Source organism: Escherichia sp. WS1450 (assembly GCF_046487395.1).
Lineage (GTDB): Bacteria > Pseudomonadota > Gammaproteobacteria > Enterobacterales > Enterobacteriaceae > Escherichia > Escherichia coli.
The window spans coordinates 58,195-79,879 of sequence record NZ_JBJQJO010000012.1; the positions used below are offsets into that span (position 1 = coordinate 58,195).

A 21,685-nucleotide genomic window follows, 5' to 3' on the forward strand; every position below is an offset into this window, starting at 1 on the left:
AACACCTGTTAAAAACCGCGTCGCCGGAGAATTTTTTTCTTTGCGATTTCTTATTATCAGAGTGCCACTAATCCGCTTCTGAACGGAATTTTATGCTGGATAAAAAGGGCGTTCAGCAGGAGATACTAAAGACGTCATATTGCCGCAGAGTCAGGGAGATGTGAGCCAGCTCACCATAAAAAAGCTGTATGTTGAATAATATTTTCAACTGAGTTATCAAGATGTAATTAGATTATTATTCTTTTACTGTATCTACCGTTATCGGAGTGGCTATGCGAGTTGTCATACTGGGAAGTGGTGTGGTAGGCGTTGCCAGCGCCTGGTACTTAAATCAGGCAGGACATGAGGTCACCGTCATTGATCGAGAGCCGGGGGCCGCCCTGGAAACCAGTGCCGCGAATGCCGGGCAAATTTCCCCCGGATATGCTGCACCGTGGGCGGCACCAGGTGTGCCTTTAAAAGCGATTAAATGGATGTTCCAGCGCCATGCGCCGCTGGCGGTTCGTCTCGACGGTACGCAGTTCCAGTTGAAATGGATGTGGCAAATGTTACGTAACTGCGACACCAGCCACTACATGGAAAACAAAGGGCGGATGGTTCGTCTGGCGGAATACAGCCGTGATTGCCTGAAAGCATTGCGCGCCGAAACCAATATTCAGTATGAAGGGCGTCAGGGTGGGACGCTGCAACTGTTCCGTACCGAACAACAGTATGAAAATGCGACCCGCGATATCGCCGTGCTGGAAGATGCTGGCGTACCGTATCAACTGCTGGAATCCAGCCGCCTGGCGGAAGTGGAGCCCGCGCTGGCAGAAGTAGCGCACAAACTGACGGGTGGTCTGCAACTGCCCAATGACGAAACCGGAGACTGCCAGCTGTTTACCCAGAATCTGGCGCGGATGGCGGAGCAGGCGGGGGTTAAATTCCGCTTTAATACGCCCGTTGACCAACTGCTTTGCGACGGCGAGCAAATCTACGGCGTGAAGTGTGGCGATGAAGTGATTAAGGCCGATGCATATGTGATGGCATTTGGTTCTTACTCGACGGCGATGCTCAAAGGCATTGTTGATATTCCGGTGTATCCGCTGAAAGGCTACTCGCTGACTATTCCGATTGCGCAGGAAGATGGTGCACCGGTGTCTACTATCCTTGATGAAACCTACAAAATCGCCATTACCCGTTTCGATAACCGCATTCGTGTTGGCGGAATGGCGGAAATTGTTGGCTTTAACACCGAGCTGTTGCAACCGCGTCGTGAAACGCTGGAGATGGTGGTTCGCGATCTCTATCCACGCGGCGGTCATGTCGAGCAGGCGACTTTCTGGACGGGTCTGCGCCCGATGACGCCAGACGGCACGCCGGTTGTCGGGCGTACACGCTTTAAAAATCTGTGGCTGAATACCGGTCACGGCACGCTCGGCTGGACGATGGCTTGCGGTTCCGGTCAGTTGTTAAGCGATCTGCTCTCTGGTCGTACGCCAGCGATCCCGTATGAAGATCTAAGCGTAGCGCGCTACAGCCGTGGATTTACGCCATCACGCCCGGGCCATTTACATGGCGCACACAGCTAAGGAAACGAGATGACCCGTCCGATACAGGCCAGCCTCGATCTGCAGGCATTAAAACAGAATCTGTCCATTGTCCGCCAGGCCGCGCCGCACGCGCGCGTCTGGTCGGTGGTAAAAGCGAACGCTTACGGGCACGGTATTGAGCGTATCTGGAGCGTGCTCGGGGCCACCGATGGCTTTGCATTACTTAACCTGGAAGAGGCAATAACGTTACGTGAGCGCGGCTGGAAAGGACCGATCCTGATGCTGGAAGGATTTTTCCATGCTCAGGATCTGGAGATTTATGACCAGCACCGCCTGACCACCTGCGTACACAGCAACTGGCAGCTCAAAGCACTGCAAAATGCACGGCTAAAAGCACCGTTGGATATTTATCTTAAAGTGAACAGTGGGATGAATCGGTTGGGCTTCCAGCCCGATCGCGTGCTTACCGTCTGGCAGCAGTTGCGGGCGATGGCGAATGTTGGCGAAATGACCCTGATGTCGCATTTTGCCGAGGCGGAACATCCTGATGGAATTTCCAGCGCGATGGCGCGTATTGAGCAGGCGGCGGAAGGGCTGGAGTGTCGGCGTTCGTTGTCCAATTCGGCGGCGACTCTGTGGCACCCGGAAGCGCATTTTGACTGGGTTCGGCCTGGCATTATTTTGTATGGCGCTTCGCCGTCCGGTCAGTGGCGTGATATCGCCAATACCGGATTACGTCCGGTGATGACGCTAAGCAGCGAGATTATTGGTGTCCAGACGCTAAAAGCGGGCGAGCGTGTGGGCTACGGCGGTCGCTATACTGCGCGCGATGAACAGCGAATCGGCATTGTCGCCGCAGGCTACGCCGACGGTTATCCGCGCCATGCGCCTACCGGTACTCCTGTTTTAGTGGACGGCGTGCGCACCATGACGGTGGGGACCGTCTCGATGGATATGCTGGCGGTTGATTTAACGCCTTGCCCGCAGGCGGGGATTGGTACGCCGGTTGAGCTGTGGGGCAAGGAGATCAAAATTGATGATGTCGCCGCCGCTGCCGGAACGGTGGGCTATGAGTTGATGTGCGCGCTGGCGTTACGTGTCCCGGTTGTGACAGTGTAACTTGTTGTAAGCCGGATCGGAGGCAGCGTCTTCTGGTTGCGAAAAAATCATCCATCCGGCTGGTCAGCAACTGTAGTTGTTGATGTGACAGAGCCATTTCCCATGATAGTGTCCATTACAATGATGGACACTATTTCCCCGGAACCTGAGTTCACCGCACAGGCGTTCTACATAAAACGCTTACGTTTCATTGTTGACTCGAACTCGACTTCAGATAAATCACGCTTCACCCTTGATGCAGATTCGGGTTCATGTTCAGAATGTTGATTAACAGGCTGCGAGTCCTGTTGTCTTTCCAGAATCAACAGGCCCAACTGCTGATTCAGGAGCTCCAGGTCCTCCTGTACCTTCACGCGCTCCAGGAGTACCGGGTCATCCAGGTGCTCTAGATCCATAAGGTCATCCAGATCCTCCAGCTTCTCCAGCTTCATCTGGCCCTCCTTGTGCAAAAAGCCCAAAAGGTCCTTCAGGCCCTGCTGTTTTTTCAGGCCCTCGACGGCTTTGAACAGCGTCGGTAAATTATCTTTGTCCCACGGGTTACCATTACAGTCAAACACCTTCAGGCTCTGGGGCTGTGGCACCTGTACCGTTTTAAACTGGTTTTCTCCACAGTAGTAAATTATTAGTTTGGGCGGCAGCCGTGGTGCAGAGATCAAATCGTTACTAGAACAGTCAAATACTTTCAGGCGAGTCAAGTTCTCCAGCATCTCATCAGGTATTGAGTGAATATTGTTGCCGGCACAGGATAGTTTATACAGGTACTGGGGCATCGACGGCGGTAAAAATTGCAAGAAGTTTTCAGAACAGTTAATCACTCTCAGGTTAGTCGACAGCTCAGGCAGCCAGATAATACAGTTTTCATAGCACTTCAGTACCATCAGTTTTGAGGGCTGCACCTTCGGTAACAAGATCAAGACGTTATCTGTACAGTCAAGCACCAGCAGCCACTTTGGCATCACCTTCGGTAACGCGGTCAACACGTTTTTACTGCAGTAAAATTCAATCAGATGTGGAGGCAAATTCTCAGGGAGTGAAGTCAATCCCAGGTTGCTAAGATTGAGCATACTCTGTCTTGTAATGAGACATTCCTTCATTCTGCGCAATGCTTCTGCCCGGTTTTCAATCCGGCTTGCTGGCAGGTTTTCTTCCAGGATATTTTCCTTGATTTCTTCCAGACTTTCTTTCAGGTCTTCTTGGGGAATTTCTGACTGTTTGTTTTGCTGGTTTTCTTCCAGGATTTCGTACAGGTTTTTTTGCAGGTTTTCTTGCAAACCATCCCGCTCCATAGCCCATTGGCACCATTCGGCGACCATCATGAACTCGTTATGTTGCGGATTCGGATTCAGGCGCTCCAACGTGATGATGGTATTGTCTACCATATGTATTTTCACTTCGCCCGCGGTACTGAGGTCAATGATCTGCCGGTGGTCATCACCCCAGCTAAATATTTGCGGGCCGATATACTTCATGTTCCGCAAAATTTCATTCTTGAGTTCCACCGGCAGGAAGAACTGCCCTGGTGGGCGTACGCCTGGGTTAACGGAAGATGGGGGAATGCCGGGGGCGAATGGGCGGATGTCTTTAATGCTGGCCATAATGCTACGTATCCTTGAAATAAATATCCTCTGGCAGCGCCGGAGACGTGAATGTGGTCACCGCAAAGGTGCCACAGGACGTCACTTGCGCTGATATAACGACTCGTCGTTGACTTTTTCCCTTGGTCAGAAATGCCGTGTCGGGTTTGGTACATGCTGTATTACGGCCCAGGCAGCTCTGACGTATTAAAGAAAATACGAGAGCGAACGACCCGGAAATAATCGTTATTAAGCAAAGGAATAACTATAAGAAATCGCTCATGCATCCGGTGCTACAGGCGGATGAAACGCCACTACAGTTACTGAGCAGTCTGAAACGCGTATTGTGTGGGCTACGCCAGTGCGGCAGGTTGCGTGGGGGAATATGTTCAGGCGATGTCAGGCTGGGGCCCTGATGGTTGACGGGGATACCGGTAATGCGGGGCTGGTTATTCTTCACCTGTTGCAGTCAGAAGAAGCCATTACGCTGACTTTCTTGAGCCGGTGTTTTGAGTTGATTAGCCAGAGCCTGCAATGGTTTGTCATCCATAATTTAACCTTCTACTGATGTTGGAATGTGCATATCAAAATCAGGAAATGACAAGTTTATATGCAGGCTCAGGCTGCGTTCGCAAAGCATCGCATCCGGCGATAGATGCTGTATTAAATTTAAGATTCAGCTTCCTCTTCTGCCACCCGTACGCCAATCTTCAACACTTCATTATCTTCTTTCTCGGCCACCGTCCAGATCATTCCGGCAAACTCTACCTGGTCACCGACAACCGGTGCCGCGCCTAACAACTGCTGGACAATTTCACCCAGCGTTTGTTGCTTATCACGATATTCTCGCCCGTCTTCCAGGCCATATATCAGCGCCACATCTGCATATTTGGCGCTGGCTTCGAGAATGAAGTCACCAAAGAAGCGTTGATCCAGCGCGACCGGCGGCGACTGGCTGAACAGTTTACCGAGCGCCGGGAGATCGCGTTCCCGACCAATTACACACAACACATCGCCTTCGCGCAGTCGGGTGCTGCCGGTAGGATGAAGCAACTGGTTATCACGAAACAGTGCCGCAATACGCGTCTCTTTTGGCATATGCAAATCGCGCAGTGCCGCGCCCACGCACCATTTATCGGCACTCAACTGATAAACAAACTGCTCCCACGGATTTTCCGGATGAATATCCAGACCAACGCGTGACACCGGACGTCCGACGGGCGGAACCACCACTTTGGCTTTTTTCGCCGCCCACGAGAGTGATGTTCCCTGCAAGAGCAGTGAAACCAGAACCACAAAGAAGGCGACATTAAAGAACAGTCGCGCATTCTCCAGCCCCGCCATCATCGGGAACACGGCCAGGATGATTGGCACCGCGCCGCGTAATCCCACCCAGCTGATAAACACGCGCTCACGCAGATTAAAACCACGGAACGGTAGCAATCCGGCAAATACCGAAAGAGGACGGGCGAAGAAAATCATCCATGCGGACAAAATGAGCGCCGGAATGGCAATAGGCAGCAGATCGCTTGGGTTAACCAACAGCCCCAGCACCAGGAACATGGCGATTTGCGCCAGCCAGGCGAGGCCGTCGAAATTTTGCAGGATGCCGTAGCGGTTGCGAATCGGCCGATTACCCAGCAGAAAACCGCACAGATAAACAGCCAGAATACCGCTACCTTCCAGCGCCGTGGTTAAAGCAAAAATTAAAATACCGCCGCTTAATGCCAGCAATGGATATAATCCGGCGGGCAGGGCGATGCGATTAATCATTTGCAGCAGTAAATAACCACCGCCAAGACCGATGACAATCCCGAGGCCAAATTGCTGCAGAATATCGACTACGAACATCCAACTGACACTGCTTTCATGTTGCTGGATCATCGCAATCAGGGTAATCGTCAGAAAGACCGCCATTGGATCATTACTGCCGGATTCAATTTCCAGCGTCGAGCCAACACGTTCGTTAAGCCCCTTACCACCCAGCAGAGAAAAGACCGCTGCAGCATCGGTGGAGCCGACGATAGCGCCGATTAATAAGCCTTCAATCAAATCAAGATTAAACAGCCACGCCGCCATCATGCCGGTTAAACCAGAGGTGATAAGCACGCCCAGCGTCGCCAGCGACAGCGCCGGTCCTAACGCCACACGAAAGGAACTGGCCTGAGTGCGCATCCCGCCGTCGAGCAAAATAATCGCCAGCGCCAGGTTACTTACCATGTAGGCGAAGGGGTAATTATCAAACGGGATACCGCCGACGCCATCGACTCCTGCCAGCATGCCGATCGCCAGAAAAATAACCAGAATAGGAATGCCAAGACGGGAAGAAAATGAACTAAGTAATATACTGCTGGTGACAAGGATGGATCCTAAGATGAAAAGGCTAATTATTGTTGTGGCATCCAACGGTCGGTTACTCCTGATTACGCTGTCTCTTATATAAACCCTACCATATTAGCGGCAGAGACAGCGTTTTACTTAGCCCTGAAGCGTGATTTTTTTACATTTTAAGAACAGGATGACCGCTAATCGTCAACTGAGTGCCTTCCCGGGTGTTAGTAAGAATGGCATGTGCGCCCAACGGCAGCGTAACCGTGCGTTGTTCATGACCAAAATCGAGGCCGGTAATGAGTGGAATCGACAGGCGGGAACGCAAAAACGCGTACACTGACTCCAGGTTGTAACCTGCGTCATAATCATTGGGCGTGCTGCCGCTAAAGCTACCGAGAATAATCGCCTTCTGACGTGGCAAAATTCCAGCATGATAGAGCTGCAACAGCATACGTTCGACGCGGAAAGGATGCTCGTTAATATCTTCCAGCACCAGAATACCGTTCTCAATTTGTGGCATCCACGGTGTACCGATCAGTGAAATTAGCATCGCAAGATTGCCTCCCCACAACGTGCCTTCGGTCTGACATGTCGGGCCTTCCCCTTGCCATTCAATGGTGAAGGTTTCATTGCGTAACGCCAGCCAGAAATGGTGCTCGGTAAAGGCGTTCAGTTCATCCGCGCCAAAGTTTGCTACCAGCATGGGGCCGCTAAAGGTGATGACATTGCCATGCGCCAGAAGACCGCACTGAATGGCGGTAAAATCGCTATGTCCGCAAATGAGCAACGGGTCATGTTGTTGGCGAGCCACCAGTGCCTGCCAGTCAATATCTGCCAGTAAACGACTGGCACCGTAACCGCCGCGTACAGCCAGCACGATGGTGTTGGGGGTGGTCAGTCTGGCAAGGGAATTGAGATCTTCCAGACGCTCCGTTTCCGTACCCGCAAAACGCTCACAACGACGGGCAATAACCTCGACGTTATTGACCTGATGCCCCGCGTCGGTAAGGCGCTGGATACCACGCAGCGCATCGTGTTGTTTTATGCAGTAACCCGATGGGGCAATTAAGTGAAACAGAGACATGGCAATTCCTTGCTGACAACAGAAACGAAATGTATATCATGCCGCTTAGGTGTGCCGTTGTCACCTCAACGGCGATTCCAGGCTATAAGGATAGAAGAAGTGAAATTAAGATGGTTTGCCTTTTTGATTGTGTTATTAGCGGGTTGTTCATCAAAGCATGACTACACGAACCCGCCGTGGAACGCGAAAGTTCCGGTGCAACGTGCGATGCAGTGGATGCCAATAAGCCAGAAAGCCGGTGCAGCCTGGGGCGTCGATCCACAATTGATCACGGCGATTATCGCTATCGAATCGGGTGGTAATCCGAACGCGGTGAGTAAATCGAATGCCATTGGTTTGATGCAGTTAAAAGCCTCAACCTCCGGACGTGATGTTTATCGCCGTATGGGCTGGAGTGGTGAGCCGACGACCAGCGAGCTGAAAAATCCGGAGCGTAATATTTCAATGGGGGCGGCTTACCTGAATATTCTGGAAACCGGCCCGCTGGCAGGCATTGAAGATCCGAAGGTACTGCAATATGCGCTGGTGGTGTCATATGCTAACGGGGCAGGTGCGCTGCTACGGACTTTCTCGTCAGATCGGAAAAAGGCGATCAGCAAAATCAACGATCTGGATGCTGACGAGTTCCTCGATCACGTAGCGCGAAATCATCCTGCGCCGCAGGCTCCGCGCTATATCTACAAACTTGAGCAGGCACTGGACGCGATGTAAATCAGTCGCGCACTTTGTCCGCTTTCTCCCGGGCTTCCCGCTCGAGAGAGAAAATAATCCGCTGTAATTGCCGCTCCACCGTCGGGCTGACGTTAAGAAAACGGAAGCTCAGACGGGGAGTGGTGATGGTTTCATTCTTGCCATCAATCACTTTGCGCTCGCTGATTGAGATTAACTGGGCGTCAAAGTGAAAAACACCCCATTGCCCCATGTTGACTTCAATCTGAGCGAAGCGCATGCCTTCGTGCAATCCGGCAGGCTTTGCTGTTTCCAGTAATGCGCCCATGCCGCCTAAAGACAAATCATACAGGCGGAAACGTAACGTACTGTTATCCGCCAGTTTGGTCTGGCAAAAATAAGGCGGATGGAGTGGGGCGGAGATGCGGAAATATCGGCGTCGTTGTACAAACCACAAGGTGGGAGGCGGTACGGTAATAAATGCCGGAAGCTGCAAGTATTCACTCTGCTGTAGTTGTTCAACAGTAAATTCGACTTTCGCGCCCTGGGTTTCGGCGGTAATGGTAATGTGCTGCGCCTTTAACACAGCGTTGTTATCTTCGGCCTGGCTGCCGAAATCCAGCACCAGTTTATCCGGGGTTATTGCCAGTATTTTGCTGATCAGCTGCCCGCCATTCCAACTGATACGCAAAGGAATTGCGGCTTTGTGCAAATCGCGTAACACGCCCAGGACGGCTAACGGATTTTGTTTCAGGAACTGCTCATGGTAATGACTCACGCGGAAAAACTCCTGACTGACAAACTGTCTTTGGTTTATCGGTCACAGTTAACAAAACTTAATACAAATGCGTGAATATTTTTTACATGTTGTTCTTAAATCAGCCGACATACGCCCAGCATCGATTCCGCCCTTGCCTATACTTAGAGCGTTGACGTAAGCATTTCTTGCGTCCGATTCATCGAAACGAGGGCCTGAACATGGGAATTATTGCCTGGATTATTTTTGGCCTGATAGCCGGCATTATCGCCAAGCTAATCATGCCGGGGCGTGATGGTGGTGGATTTTTCCTGACCTGTATTCTCGGGATAGTCGGTGCGGTGGTCGGCGGCTGGCTGGCGACCATGTTTGGCATTGGCGGCTCCATCAGTGGTTTTAATCTGCACAGCTTCCTGGTGGCGGTGGTGGGCGCTATCCTGGTGCTGGGCGTATTCCGCCTTCTGCGAAGAGAATAAGATTTTCATAAGGCGGATAGCGATACAGATGCCGCTATCCGCTTTCACATCAGAACGTATACTCGATACCTGCCCAGAAATTGCGACCTTCTTCAATAAACCCTTCACTGTAGGCATATTGGGTATCAAACAGGTTATTGACCGACGCATTGACGCTGAAGCCATGACCTAAGGTGTAATCGGCTCGAATGTGGGTCACCGCAAAACCGGCGGCTTTTTGTGAACCGTTACTGTTGCTGTAGCTGGAGGAACGCGCCTCTTCCGACAGCGTTACGCTTAACGGCTCCCACGGTTTGAGAGTCATCCATGCGGTCATTGTCTGCGTTGGCAGATCGGTTATCTTGCCGATGTCTTTGCGTTTGGCATCAGCGTGGATCAGGGCGTAGCTCAATCCTACATCCAGTATATTGCTGATTTTCCCCTTAATACCGGCATCCAGACCGCTGTAATCCACCGTGCCGCTGTTCTGATTTTGAATGGTATCGGCATCGATATTGTGCGAGAGGATGGCATCACTCACCCGGTTATAGTAAACGCTGACCTCAAACCCCCAGTCGTGCGTGAAGGCACCATTCCAGGTTAAATCCACCCCGCGCGCGCGTTCCGGTTTGAGCTGCGGGTTAACAATCGCTATCTGGTTATACGCAGGTTTGGACGTGGTATAGCGTTCTTTCAGCGTCGGAAAGCGTGTGCGGTCATAGTACGAAAGCGCCAGCGTGTCTTCATTGGCAAAGTGGTATTTCCCCATCACCTGCCAGTTAAAAGCTGACTGATTGTTGTCGTCATAATGGGTGATGCTTCCATCTTTCTCATGTTTTTTCGCTTCTACGCTATCGCGCCAGTCATAGCTGATTCCAGCCACGACATCGACATTATCGGCAGCAGCCCATTGATATTCACTGGCGAGCGACCAGGTACGATCTTCATAGCGATCGTAAGCGGCGTGCGGCGCACCTTTTTCCCGGTGTACGTCATCTTTCCAGTTAACGGCAAACGACAGCAGATCGTTTTCACGCACATCGGCTGCCAGTTGTAACCCGGCACCGTCGCTGTAATCGGAATAATGGCTGTAGCTGCCTTTTTTATTTTTCAAATCAGCCAGCGAGTTGTACATCATCAGCGTATTTTCAAAGGTGTCGCGATATAGCCGACTTTTCAGGGTAAAACGATCGTTTAGTTGGGTCGTTCCCTGATAATAAAAACTTTCTTTGTCATACTCTGGCCACTGCCAGTAGCGTGATTTTTGACCACTATTTCCACTGTATGGCGGGTTATCTTTTTCACCATCCTGCTTAATGTAAGTCAATGTGTATTCATCGTTTTCGCGTGGTGTAAAACCGAGCTTCACAATGCCGCGTTTATCATCAGCCGATGAATTAATCATCTTGCCGTGTTTGCCTGCAATATCATTATTTACACCATGCGGCAGGCCGAGAAAATCCTGCTTTAGCTGGCTACCGCTGACTTGCAAATACCCCAGATCGCTGCTGGCGGCAAATGAAGCATGCATATCGTAGGCATTGTCCTGGCTACGGCTCCATCCCTGGCGATATCCCAGATTTGCTTCCAGAGGTTTTGTTGGCTTCTGGGTGGTGATATTAATGGCTCCGCCCATCTGATTAGGCCCCTGAAGCAGCGACGAATACCCTTTGGAAACTTCGACTGCCCCCAAATTGTTGGTCAGAATCCGCGCCAGATCGAGGTTGCCGTCATAGGGAACATAAATGGGCACACCGTCGAAATAGACCGGCACCTGACGACTATCAAAGCCACGAACTTTGACCTGTTCTTCGTTGCGGCTACCTGACTTTTGCAGCACCACGCCGGGGACGACACTTAATGCCTGAGCGACATTCTGTTTATCCAGGGCCTTCATGGTGGGTTGATCGAGAACGGTGGTCGTCGTCGATGATACCGGACTGGACCATACGGTCAGCGTGTCACTCTCCTGAGCCGCTACGGCCTGCTGGGTAAAGGCAAGTGATAATGCTGTGCAGAGATAACGTTTTTTGAGTCTCATAGAATAAATTCCGTTTAACAAAGAATTAAATAGAGGCTGCGGGTTGCAGACTGACTTTAATGTCAGCTGGTGTCGCGTAATAAGGCGCGGAGGTAATAAAAAGGCGAATGCCGCAGTCGAGGTAATTTTTGAGTGTTGTCAGATTAATTCCGCCGGTCAGAGCCAGCGTGCAGTGAGGAGCCAGCGACGGTGCTATTTGCGCAATTTCAGTTGCCTGTTGCGGACTAAATTTGTCGAGCTGAAGTACGTCTGGTTGCGCGCGTAACGCGGCGATTGCCTCTTTCGGCGTGTCGGCTTCAACAACTATTTTCTTCTCGGGTGCGTGGCGACGTAACTGATTGATTGCGCCTGACCAGTCCTGATTGTCATGAAGAAAATGGCGGTGGTTGGCAAACAATAATATGGTTTCCGCACATCCGGCACGATGAATCAGTCCTCCGGCAGCCAGAATTGCCTGCGAGGCCAGTAAGCGGGTGCCCGGAATTGCTTTTCGGGTGCAGGCGATATTGCCATCAGGGTAACGTTCACGAAGTAACGCCAGCATTTGAGCGAGATAATCAGAAACACCGCAACTCCACTCCAGCACATTCTGGACTGCCTTCCATCCCTGATGAAGTGCTGCGGCATTACCCTGCGCACGGATTAGCCGCTGACCCGCGTTCGCTTGTGAACCGTCGCTGACCGCGTCATCAATAGTTAATCCCAGCGTAGTTAACATCTTACACACGACAGAAATTCCGCTGACGCAGCCGCCCTGACGGTGAAAAAACTCTATATAGCCATGCTGGTATCCAATATTTAATGCTCGCGTGGTCAGGTCACCGCCCTGGATATCTTCCAGAAGTAACGCATCGATTTGTGCCTGAGAAAGGAAAATCATCGCAGTGCCTCTTGCGGTACGCTATCCCACCAGATGAGCGCCCAGTCGCGGCTGGCAGGGGCGAGGGCACGAGCATCTTGTTGTTGATACCAGCGATATAACCGCTCACGCTCATCGTCGTTAAGCGCGCCCAGACTCCAGCTGACGTTCTGCTCAAAACGTTCCCAGGTGCTGTTATCCTGTTGGCAATTTTGTCCACGGATAAAATCAACGTGAGCATAAATTCCCATCTGATACAGGACGTTGAGCGCAAAGATATAGTTGGGTAATTCGATCACTTCCCGACCAGCCGCCCGCTGAATGGCTGGAGAGACGAACGAGGTGCTGACCAGATGAGTCGTATAGACGCGAAGCCGTGCCTGATTATTCAGTTTGCTCATTGCCTGGCGCATATCAGCCACCAGAGTGGAGCGGGAAGCCACGGCAATATCGCAGCGTGGCAGGTCACTCCAGTCCTCTTCCCAGGCGCGCTGGATCCAGTGGACATTGTCTGCCTTTAGCGCGGCGGCGCGACGGGCGGCAACCTTCAGCATCCCCTGACTGTAATCAACGCCATAAATCGTCGTGAGTTTGTCAGCCAGCGCCAGCGATACGGTACCCGGTCCGCAGCCCATATCGAATAAGGTCTGCGCGCCTTGCAGATCAATTTTAGCGGTCAGTTGTTGCAGGTAGCTGTCCGTAGGCGAGGCGCAATTTTCCGCCATTTTTTCCGCCCGTTGATCCCAGTGATCCGGCGTTTTTTCTGTGCGGTGGGCCAGTTTGAGTTGCTGCAGGTAAAGGTCCGCAAAATCAATATCATCAATGAGCATGATTGTTCCTTAGTGGCTAATTGCAGAGAGGTGATGATGAATCTGGTCGGCAGAAACCCGATACAGGGCAGCCAGTTTGTTCGTTGTTAACTGTTCGGTCGGTAAGCCTTGTGTTACTCGTCCATCTGGCTCTACCTGGATAATGCTGTCGGCAATGGCGTTGGCATGGAGCGGATGATGAGTCGACATTAGCATTGTCATGCCGTTATTTTTGAGCTGCGCCAGCGTGTCCAGTAGTTGGATCTGATGACCGAAATCGAGGCTGGAGGCAGGCTCATCCAGTAATAACAAGCGCGGTTGCTGGACGAGTGCACGGGCGATTAAAGCCAGCTGACGTTCACCGCCGCTAAGTGTATTCCAGCGTCGTGTCGCCAGATGCAAAATGCCCAGCTTTTCCAGTTGCTCCGTTGCTTTCAGGCGTTCTTGCTTACCGGGAACGGAAAAAGCGCCTATGGTGGGGGCCAGGCCCATCAACACCATATCCAGCACACTAAAAGCAAAAATGCCGTCGTGCGCCTGCGGCACCCAGGCAATAGCCTGCGCGCGCTGGCGATGGCTGTGTGTCTGCACAGGGAGGCTATCCAGTAAGATCTCGCCTTTTAATAACGGTATAACGCCAAGAATGGAGCGCATGAGTGTGGTTTTGCCGCAACCATTGGCTCCTAACAGACAACAAATTGTTCCTTGCGACAGGGTGAAGGACACGTCGCGTAGCACCGGATGGCGGGAGTAACCCAGAGACGCATGACGGACGGCAAGCAAAGTCACTGGCGACCTCCGCGTAACAACAAAAACAGGAAAAACGGTGCACCAACAAAAGCGGTCAGAATGCCAAGTGGGATTTCTGTTGTTCCAATGCTGCGTGCCAGCGTATCGGTAAGCAGGAGCAGAATCGCGCCAGTACACATTGCCATGGGCAACAGCTGCTGATGGTTATGACCGGTCAACAAGCGGGCAATGTGCGGAACGACCAGGCCGACCCAACCAATTATGCCCGCTATTGCTACCGTGCTGGCGGTGATTAGTGTGGCGCAGACAATTAATCCAAAGCGCAGACGTGTCACGTTCAGTCCCAGCGAACGGGCTTCGTCGTCGGAAAGCGTGAGTAAATTCATGCGCCAGCGGAGAAAAAACAGGGGCAAGGAGCCTATGAGAATGATCGGTGCAGCATAGCAGAGATCGCGTAAGGTCACGGTGGACAGCCCCCCCAGCAACCAGAAGGTAATTGACGGTAACTGGGTGTAAGGATCGGCCAGCGTTTTTATTAGCGATATCCCCGCTCCGCACAACGTTCCTAACGCAATGCCAACCAGCACCAGGGTTAAGATCGGATCGTGGCGGGTCACCCGACGCGTAATCAACCAGACGCCCGCGACCACCATCAGCCCGCCGCAAAATGCGTACAGCTGGATGTAAACAATGGATAATCCCCACAGGATTGCCGCGCAGGCACCAAGTCCGGCACCGGCGGAGACGCCTAAAATATCCGGTGACACTAAGGGATTACGGAACATTCCCTGATAGGTGGTTCCGGCCCCTGCCAGCGCCGCGCCCAGAAACAGCGCAGCAAGAATACGCGGTACGCGGATTTGCCAGAAGACAATTTGTTCCTGCACAGGAACATTTTCTTGACGAAGAATGAGCGCCAGCAGTTGCTGTATATCGAGATGATAAGCCCCACTTACGGCGGCAAAAGTGATACTGATAGCTGCCAGCAGCAAAATACATCCGTTTACGGTTCTCATTAGCTCGCCACCAATTTTTGATAGTCGGCGTCACTTAATGGGCAATGCCAGAACAGTTGGGCGTAATGCTGCATGTCACTTTTAAACTGGCGATTGATGGCGGGATCCAGCCAGGCGTGAAGTCTGCGTAATCCCAGAAGACGGTTGATTCCCGGCGGGGCATCCAGCCAGCCAAAGGGCAGGCCACTTAAAAATAAGATGCGTTGTTCCGCAACCGCTTTCACGCCCTGCCAGAGAGGATCACGACGAATAAAATCTGCAGTAACGGCCTCCTGAACCAGAATAATATCCGGCTGCCAGCGCAGGAGATTTTCCATGGAAACCTGTGTCAGACCGTGGCGATCGGCTATTTGCGCGACGTTGTGCAAACCTAATAATTCCGCCGCCTCGGTATGCAACGAACCCTGTAAGCCCGTTTCCAGCCCTCGAGGACCGCGCGCAGCATAAAAGCTGAGGTTAGCGGCGGGTGAGGTGGCGAATGCCTGAGCTTCACCAACGAAGCGGCTGGCGAGATTGGCTTGTTCTGCGGCGCGGTGCTCTTCGCCTAACGTTTTGCCAAGCGTTGTTAACTGTTCTGCTGATTGCGCCAGTTTCCCGTTAAGCAATAACCAGGGTATTTGTGTCTGTTCGCTAACCTGCCGTGCCTGGGAGATCCAGGTTTCATCCGTATTGCCGCAATCAACGACCAAATCGGGATGTAACGCCATAAGCCCTTCCAGCGAGAGTGTGCTGGCGCGCCCGGCGAGTCGTCCCAGCCTGGGTAACTGGCGAATGTGCTCTGGCAATGGAATTAATGCCTGACGGGCAAAATCAAAAGAGGAAAAACCGACCATTTTTTCTGGCGCGACAGCCAGCAATAGCAAATCGGCGGGCGCACCTGCGCTGACGATGCGTGTAATGTTTTGGGCTTCGGGAAGCGTCAGTGAGGCCCAGAATTTGACTGATTGTGCAAAAGAAGGCAGATGATGCAGGAACAACGTCGACGCAAGAATCTGTGTAAACCTCCGTCTGGTTAGTGACATAAGTTATATCCTGATAATTAAAACCGCTATATATTTACATATATATCGAAAAAAATCATGTTTGATGTCAAAATTTGTCTAAAGAGACAGAATGATTTGCTTGTTGCTTAAATAACACTTTGTTCCACAAGAAAATTGTCAGGAAGAATGGGGAGTGGGGGAAAATATAAATAGAGGTGTAATGATTAACAAGTTGATAAAATAAAATTAAAATCTTCTCTGATGAAAGAAAATAAAGACATAGACCGTAGAAAGAGTGGTATTTCGTGGTGAAGAAAGAGCAATGCCAATTTTATGCACGTAATGGCATTGCTCGATATACAGTAAAGTTAAGGCGTAGGTTCCGCCTCATTTTGTTTTACCGGCTGTGTTGTTGATTCACTGAGTGGACGCGTCGCCGGAACATTGTCACACGGTTGCTCTTTCGGGCAGATCAAATCCAGCATTTTCAGCGTCACGCCATTGGTCCAGCCAAAGCCATCCTGTAATGGATATTCGCCACCGCCGCCCCCTGTTCCGGTGGTGCTGACATCATATTTTTCCACCAGCTTTTTCTCCCGGTCATAGGTGTGCTGAACATTGGTCAGGAAGTGCCAGCTAATGTCCATAGCCACCTCTTTTTGCCCGTAGTTTTGTAATCCTTCTGTCGCGACCCACTGCAACGGTGCCCAGCCGTTTGGTGCATCCCATTGTTGCCCACTTTTCACCGACGTGGTGTTCAGCCCGCCTGGTTGCAGCAGATGTGTTTTCGTCGCCGTCGCCATTTTGTTGGCGCGATCTTTCGCTGCCGCATTGACGTATAGCGGGAACAGGGCGGCAGCGGTTAACTGATTGCGCACTTTATGACTTTTCAGGTCGTAATCGGCATACCAGCCTTGTTGATCGTTCCACAGGTATTTTTCGATCCCTTTTTGACGGGCATTCGCCAGCGTTTCGTACTGGTTTGCCATCGCGTTATCTCCGGCAGCTTTGCTGGCGCGGGCGAGGATTTTTTCCATTTTAAATATCAGGCTGTTCAGATCGACCGGTACGATGCTGGTGGTGCGTAAGGTATTTAACTGTTGCGGGTTGTCCATCCAGCGCGAGCTGAAATCCCAGCCAGACGCAGCGGCAGAGCGCAGGTCGCGGTAAATTTCAGTGGCAGGTCGATTCGGATTGCTTTTGGCGGTGGCAATATCTTCCACCCATGACTCTGGTCGTGGCGTATCGCGATCGTCCCAGTAGCGGTTGAGAAGGGTACCATCCTGAAGTTTTACAACGCGTTTTTCCTGTTGTCCGGCTTGCAGGTTTTCAACACCGTCCATCCAGTAAGCATATTCTTTTTGCATTTGCGGCAGGTATTGCTTCAACGCGGCATCGCCTTCATGCTGCGCCAGTAACTCTACCATCAGGGCAAAGAAGGGCGGCTGCGAGCGACTTAAATAGTAACTGCGGTTGCCGTTGGGAATATGCCCGTAAGTGTCTATTTCATGAGCAAAATTGGCCACCATATCCGCGACTTTATCCCAGTGACCGCTTTCGGCAAGCCCTAACATGGTGAAGTAACTGTCCCAGTAATATACCTCGCGAAAACGTCCGCCCGGCACGACATAAGGTTCCGGCAGCGGTAACAGAGAATCCCATTTTTCGGTATTTTCGGTAGAACGCGTTAATACCGGCCAAAGTCCGTCAATATGTTCGCGTAGTGATTGCCCCTCTGGCGGAACATATTTCTCGCCCTCTTTCGGCAGGGTGAAATTGACGTTAACGAAATGGCGCAGATCAAATCCGCTCTGGTTTTGCTGCATCCGATAATCAGCAAGGATCATCAGCGGATCGCTGTTCGGCACGGCATCGGCAAAGGTTTTTTGGTCCGGAAAAAGTTTGGCGTTTTGCACATCATTAAACAGCGGCCCTAATAAAATATCAGGCGGCTGTGGCGTTACCGGTGTTTCTTCTGCCTGCACCGATAGCGCAGCGAAACACAAAAAGATGCAGGCTGGAATAAACGCCATTTTTTGCGGGCGAGAAGGTGCGGGGGATTTCATCAATCATTCTCCTTTGGCGAAACCGAATAAAACGGTGTTCAAGTATCAGAAAACCTTAGTTCAGGATCGCACTAGCTGCATGATCGAAATCTCATTCTGCGAACGGTCAGGCATTTTAGAAAAGGGAATTAAAGGGATAAATAACGGCGAAATAGAGTGATCAAATAACGTCTGTTTGTTAGCCAGCCAGCGGCGTTGGGTTCGCGATTAGCGCAGAAAAAATCATCATGATTTGGTGAAAAATATAACAGGTAGTTAAAAATCATCCGTGCAGAGTAAATAGCCGGATGGCATCAGAACGATGCCATCCGAACGGTGGTTTAACCCTGACGGCTGAAACGTTGCGTTTTAACGTCCAGCGTTAGCGTTTCTTCTGGTTGTATCGCATACAGTTTCTCACCCTGCTGGCAAATCCAGCCAATCCCCAGTTCACGGGCGATCAGGGCGCTGTGGGATAGCGGACTTCCGGCGCTAAGGCAGATACCTTTTACAACCGCCGGATCCAGTTGCAGTATTGTGGAGGGATAGATGTTCTCCGCCAGTAGAATAGTTGGCGAGTTAAACTGCGGGAGTTCTTCTTTCGTTTGGGTCAGGTGGACCAGGGTGCGATGCAGAAGATCGTCCACATCAATATAGCGAGCTTGTAGATATTCATCATCCAGTTGCTGGTATTGCTGGCTAAGTTCTTTAAGAACTTGCTGCCAGGCATATTCTGCCGTGCAATGTTCATGCTGAAGGAGTTCGCTTGCCGCCGCCAGCAGTTCCGGATCATCTAACAGTGTATGGTGACCAGAAAAGATTGAGGCAATATCGTCAAGCCCGCTGGCTTCTGCTTTCGCTGTTAACGTCATCAGATCTAATAACGTGAAGTCAATGGCCTGGCGTAATCGTTCTTGTTCTTCATCCACGGTCAGGGTTGATTTTGCCTGTACCGTACATAAAACCGGTTGATAATAAAAGGCTTTACCCGAAACAGGCGGAACGGGACGCAGAATAGGTGGAGCAACTTCCTCCGTTTCACCAAAGTTATCTTCAGCCAGCTGACGGAAAGCGATCAGTGCCTCTTCAGCTTCTGGCCCTTTCGCAATCAGGCGCAGCGTATCGTTATAGCGAACTTGTAGTAACGCAATCTGGTTAATACTCTCCGGTGTGACGCATTTGCCGTTTTTCTCCAGCAACATATCGGCATTAAATGTCGATAAGGTATAAACCAGCCGGGAGGCCGGACGTACATGCAGGCCGTTACGGTTTTTTATGAGCACCGCCAGAGAACGGGCTTCTTCATCGTACGGAGGACATGTGTCAGAGATTTCAGTGTTGGAGGACGGTAAACCCAGTTGTTCACGTTTGGCTTCCAGCGCATGCATGGCGTCAAAGATAACTTTGTCGATCTCCGCCCCCGAGGCCGCGCTAACCGTTGCTGCCAGTGTACCTTCGACCAACGGCGCAGCACACAAACGTACTTTTGCGGAGATCTCGGGAGCCAGCAATTCCAGCGCAGTTTCAGCACTCAATAATGCGCTACCCATATCCATCATGACCAGCACATGGTCGGCATCAGCAACAGATTCGATGGCCTCCATCACTTTGACGGCATCGGTACCAATGGGATTTTGTGGATCGTCAATTCCCGCGGCAATGGCGATTTTACAACTATCACTCATTAACATCTGACGGGCTAATTCACCGACACCTTCTCCCAGTCGGCTGCTATGTGAAACTATGACCAGGTTTACCATCACCAATTCCTTACTCTTTTGCGGCTAACGCCAACATTTGCATCATAAACATCACCGAGGTCGCGCCGGGATCCTGGTGACCAATACTGCGTTCACCGAGATAACTGGCGCGGCCTTTGCGGGCTTGCATCGTAATCGTACTTTGTGCAGCGGATTCGGCGATGCTACTGGCAGCGTCGAGCGCCGCCGGAACAGAGAGATTTTGCTCGCTGGACTGACGTAACGATTCCACCACCGGCACCCAGACATCACACATGGTTTTATCGCCAGGTTCGGCTTTACCGCGACTGATTACGCCGTCCGCGCCATCGCGGAACATCTGATAAAGCTCTTCCAGCGTCAGGCTTTGCCGTGCCTGGGTCGCCTGTGCGGCGCGGATAAAGAAGGTACCGAAAAGCGGACCACTGGCACCACCGACGCTGGAAAGTAGCGTCATACCGGTATTCTTGAGAATGAAACCGATATCTTTATCTGCGATAGCAGGGAGTTTTTCCACCACTTTGCTAAAGCCTCGGTTCATATTTAGTCCGTGGTCAGCGTCGCCAATTTCGCGATCCAGTCCGGTAAGATACTCGCTCTCGGTGCTGAAAATATCGCCACAACGAGTGAGCCAGTTAACAATTTGAGTTCTGCTCAGTGACATTGCTATCTCCTTATTTACCCCAGTTAAGGGCCGGGGTGTGGACCGGGGCGTCCCAGAGTGCCAGCGTTTCGTCATCAACTTTCAGTAAGGTGATTGAGAAACCGGTCATATCCAGTGAGGTGCAGTACGCGCCAATTAAATTACGTTCGATAGTCAATCCTGCTTGCTGGCAACGTGTGGTCAGGCGGTTATAGACGCCGTATAGCTCAGAAAGCGGAGTTGCGCCAAGATTGTTAACCAGCGCAATCACCCGATCGCCAGACTGGAGCGGTTGTTTGGTTTGTGGTTCTTCCTGCCAGCTGCCTTGTTGATAATCCCAGAAACGCAAAGTGCGATGGTATGAGCCATTTTCCAGCAGGGTGTCGAACATTTCATCGACGGTTTGATCAAGGGAAGAGAAGGGACGGCGGTCAATACCTGGCTCACCATGAATGCCGACGCCAAACTCCATCTCATTGTCCGCCAGGGTAAAAGAAGGTTTGCCCGCGGCAGGAACGGTACAGGCACCGAGAGCAATACCTATTGAGTGGCCTTGATTATTCAACTTACGCCCCAGTTCCGCACAGGCGTCCAGTGAGTCGCCACGCTCCGCCGCTGCGCCTACGAGTTTTTCAATTAATACGGTGTTGGCAACGCCGCGCCGCCCGGCGGTATAAAGACTGTCTTTTACTGCAACGTCGTCATCAATGACCACAGTGGTCACTTTTACGCCGCTATCGTGCAGTAACTCGGTTGCTGTTTCGAAGTTAAGAATATCGCCGGTGTAATTTTTGATAATCAACAGTACACCTTCGCCGCCATCAATTTGCATGGCGCATTCAAAGATTTTATCGGGCGTCGGTGAGGTGAAAATTTCGCCCGGACAGGCCCCCGAAAGCATCCCCTGACCGATATAACCGCAGTGCATCGGTTCGTGTCCGCTACCGCCACCCGACAGCAGGGCGACTTTACCTGCAACGGGGGCATCAGCTCGGGTGACATACACCGGATCCTGATGCAGTGTCAGCGATGGATGCGCTTTCGCTAGTCCTGCCAGTTGTTCGTCCAGTACGTCTTGCACATCATTGATCAATTTTTTCATTATTTTGCTCCAGCAATTACGGTAGGGCATGGATGATGTTCAACGACACGGCGACCACTGACTGCCGATGAATCCATTGTGCATCAGGCAAGGGAAAAGAAAATTAGCCCAAATTATGTTTCATAGTGAAACATATGCTTTAATGAATGTTCCATATTGAAACTTTTACGTGTATTA

19 protein-coding genes are annotated in these 21,685 nt (G+C 51.4%); 5 read left to right on the top strand and 14 right to left on the bottom strand.

Annotation, left to right across the window (positions count from 1 at the left end):
- The first annotated feature begins 272 nt into the window (after positions 1-272).
- Positions 273-1,571: a D-amino acid dehydrogenase gene (gene dadA, locus ACJHYR_RS15660; RefSeq protein WP_001266908.1), complete on the top strand. Its 1,299-nt coding sequence runs from the start codon at positions 273-275 to the stop codon at positions 1,569-1,571.
- 9 nt (positions 1,572-1,580) lie between these two features.
- Entirely contained in the window at positions 1,581-2,651 is a 1,071-nt protein-coding gene (gene dadX / locus ACJHYR_RS15665; protein ID WP_059328058.1) for a catabolic alanine racemase DadX, read from the top strand.
- Between the two features lie 167 nt (positions 2,652-2,818).
- Here the strand turns inward: dadX and ACJHYR_RS15670 are convergent, their stop codons facing one another.
- Positions 2,819-4,246, bottom strand: coding sequence for a hypothetical protein (locus ACJHYR_RS15670; protein ID WP_059328057.1), 1,428 nt, complete (start codon positions 4,244-4,246; stop codon positions 2,819-2,821).
- A gap of 394 nt (positions 4,247-4,640) precedes the next feature.
- Here ACJHYR_RS15670 and ACJHYR_RS15675 point away from each other — a divergent pair, with 394 nt between their 5' ends.
- Positions 4,641-4,793: a hypothetical protein gene (locus tag ACJHYR_RS15675; RefSeq protein WP_165843667.1), complete on the top strand. Its 153-nt coding sequence runs from the start codon at positions 4,641-4,643 to the stop codon at positions 4,791-4,793.
- A gap of 101 nt (positions 4,794-4,894) precedes the next feature.
- Here the strand turns inward: ACJHYR_RS15675 and ACJHYR_RS15680 are convergent, their stop codons facing one another.
- Together ACJHYR_RS15680 and ldcA are read right to left on the bottom strand one after the other, a co-directional pair.
- Positions 4,895-6,631 carry a potassium/proton antiporter gene (locus ACJHYR_RS15680; protein ID WP_000340206.1) on the bottom strand — a complete coding sequence of 579 codons (1,737 nt, stop codon included), beginning with the start codon at positions 6,629-6,631 and terminating at the stop codon, positions 4,895-4,897.
- Between the two features lie 94 nt (positions 6,632-6,725).
- Positions 6,726-7,640, bottom strand: coding sequence for a muramoyltetrapeptide carboxypeptidase (ldcA, locus tag ACJHYR_RS15685; RefSeq protein ID WP_000051588.1), 915 nt, complete (start codon positions 7,638-7,640; stop codon positions 6,726-6,728).
- A gap of 99 nt (positions 7,641-7,739) precedes the next feature.
- Here ldcA and emtA point away from each other — a divergent pair, with 99 nt between their 5' ends.
- On the top strand, positions 7,740-8,351 hold the full coding sequence (emtA, locus tag ACJHYR_RS15690; protein ID WP_001295616.1) for a membrane-bound lytic murein transglycosylase EmtA: 612 nt from the start codon (positions 7,740-7,742) through the stop codon (positions 8,349-8,351).
- A 1-nt stretch (position 8,352) separates the two neighbouring features.
- Here emtA and ACJHYR_RS15695 read toward each other — a convergent pair whose 3' ends face one another.
- Entirely contained in the window at positions 8,353-9,087 is a 735-nt protein-coding gene (locus ACJHYR_RS15695; protein WP_000020139.1) for a flagellar brake protein, read from the bottom strand.
- 200 nt (positions 9,088-9,287) lie between these two features.
- On the opposite strand from ACJHYR_RS15695, the gene ACJHYR_RS15700 reads away from it, so the two are divergent.
- Complete coding sequence (locus ACJHYR_RS15700; protein WP_000511315.1) at positions 9,288-9,542, top strand: GlsB/YeaQ/YmgE family stress response membrane protein; 255 nt, start codon at positions 9,288-9,290, stop codon at positions 9,540-9,542.
- Between the two features lie 49 nt (positions 9,543-9,591).
- On the opposite strand, the gene ACJHYR_RS15705 is transcribed toward ACJHYR_RS15700, so the two are convergent.
- From ACJHYR_RS15705 to dhaK, 10 genes are all read right to left on the bottom strand, one after another.
- Positions 9,592-11,562 carry a TonB-dependent receptor plug domain-containing protein gene (locus ACJHYR_RS15705; protein WP_059328056.1) on the bottom strand — a complete coding sequence of 657 codons (1,971 nt, stop codon included), beginning with the start codon at positions 11,560-11,562 and terminating at the stop codon, positions 9,592-9,594.
- A 25-nt stretch (positions 11,563-11,587) separates the two neighbouring features.
- Complete coding sequence (gene modD / locus ACJHYR_RS15710) at positions 11,588-12,442, bottom strand: ModD protein (RefSeq protein ID WP_059328055.1); 855 nt, start codon at positions 12,440-12,442, stop codon at positions 11,588-11,590.
- A complete protein-coding gene (locus ACJHYR_RS15715) occupies positions 12,439-13,251 on the bottom strand; it encodes a class I SAM-dependent methyltransferase (protein WP_000904003.1) in 813 nt (270 codons plus the stop codon). Before ACJHYR_RS15715 ends, modD begins: the two co-directional genes overlap by 4 nt.
- Positions 13,252-13,260: 9 nt before the next feature.
- Positions 13,261-14,019, bottom strand: coding sequence for an ABC transporter ATP-binding protein (locus tag ACJHYR_RS15720; RefSeq protein ID WP_072837486.1), 759 nt, complete (start codon positions 14,017-14,019; stop codon positions 13,261-13,263).
- Positions 14,016-14,996, bottom strand: coding sequence for a FecCD family ABC transporter permease (locus ACJHYR_RS15725; RefSeq protein WP_001261254.1), 981 nt, complete (start codon positions 14,994-14,996; stop codon positions 14,016-14,018). The genes ACJHYR_RS15720 and ACJHYR_RS15725 overlap by 4 nt, the downstream gene beginning before the upstream one ends.
- Positions 14,996-16,018: an iron ABC transporter substrate-binding protein gene (locus tag ACJHYR_RS15730; protein ID WP_001599731.1), complete on the bottom strand. Its 1,023-nt coding sequence runs from the start codon at positions 16,016-16,018 to the stop codon at positions 14,996-14,998. Before ACJHYR_RS15730 ends, ACJHYR_RS15725 begins: the two co-directional genes overlap by 1 nt.
- A 329-nt stretch (positions 16,019-16,347) precedes the next feature.
- Complete coding sequence (treA, locus tag ACJHYR_RS15735; protein ID WP_042028513.1) at positions 16,348-18,045, bottom strand: alpha,alpha-trehalase; 1,698 nt, start codon at positions 18,043-18,045, stop codon at positions 16,348-16,350.
- A 320-nt stretch (positions 18,046-18,365) separates the two neighbouring features.
- Positions 18,366-19,784 (bottom strand): dihydroxyacetone kinase phosphoryl donor subunit DhaM, encoded by a 1,419-nt coding sequence (dhaM, locus tag ACJHYR_RS15740; RefSeq protein WP_059328052.1) that lies wholly within the window; start codon positions 19,782-19,784, stop codon positions 18,366-18,368.
- A gap of 10 nt (positions 19,785-19,794) precedes the next feature.
- Entirely contained in the window at positions 19,795-20,427 is a 633-nt protein-coding gene (dhaL, locus tag ACJHYR_RS15745) for a dihydroxyacetone kinase subunit DhaL (protein WP_042028510.1), read from the bottom strand.
- 10 nt (positions 20,428-20,437) lie between these two features.
- Positions 20,438-21,508: a dihydroxyacetone kinase subunit DhaK gene (gene dhaK, locus ACJHYR_RS15750; RefSeq protein WP_000733694.1), complete on the bottom strand. Its 1,071-nt coding sequence runs from the start codon at positions 21,506-21,508 to the stop codon at positions 20,438-20,440.
- Positions 21,509-21,685: the final 177 nt, after the last annotated feature.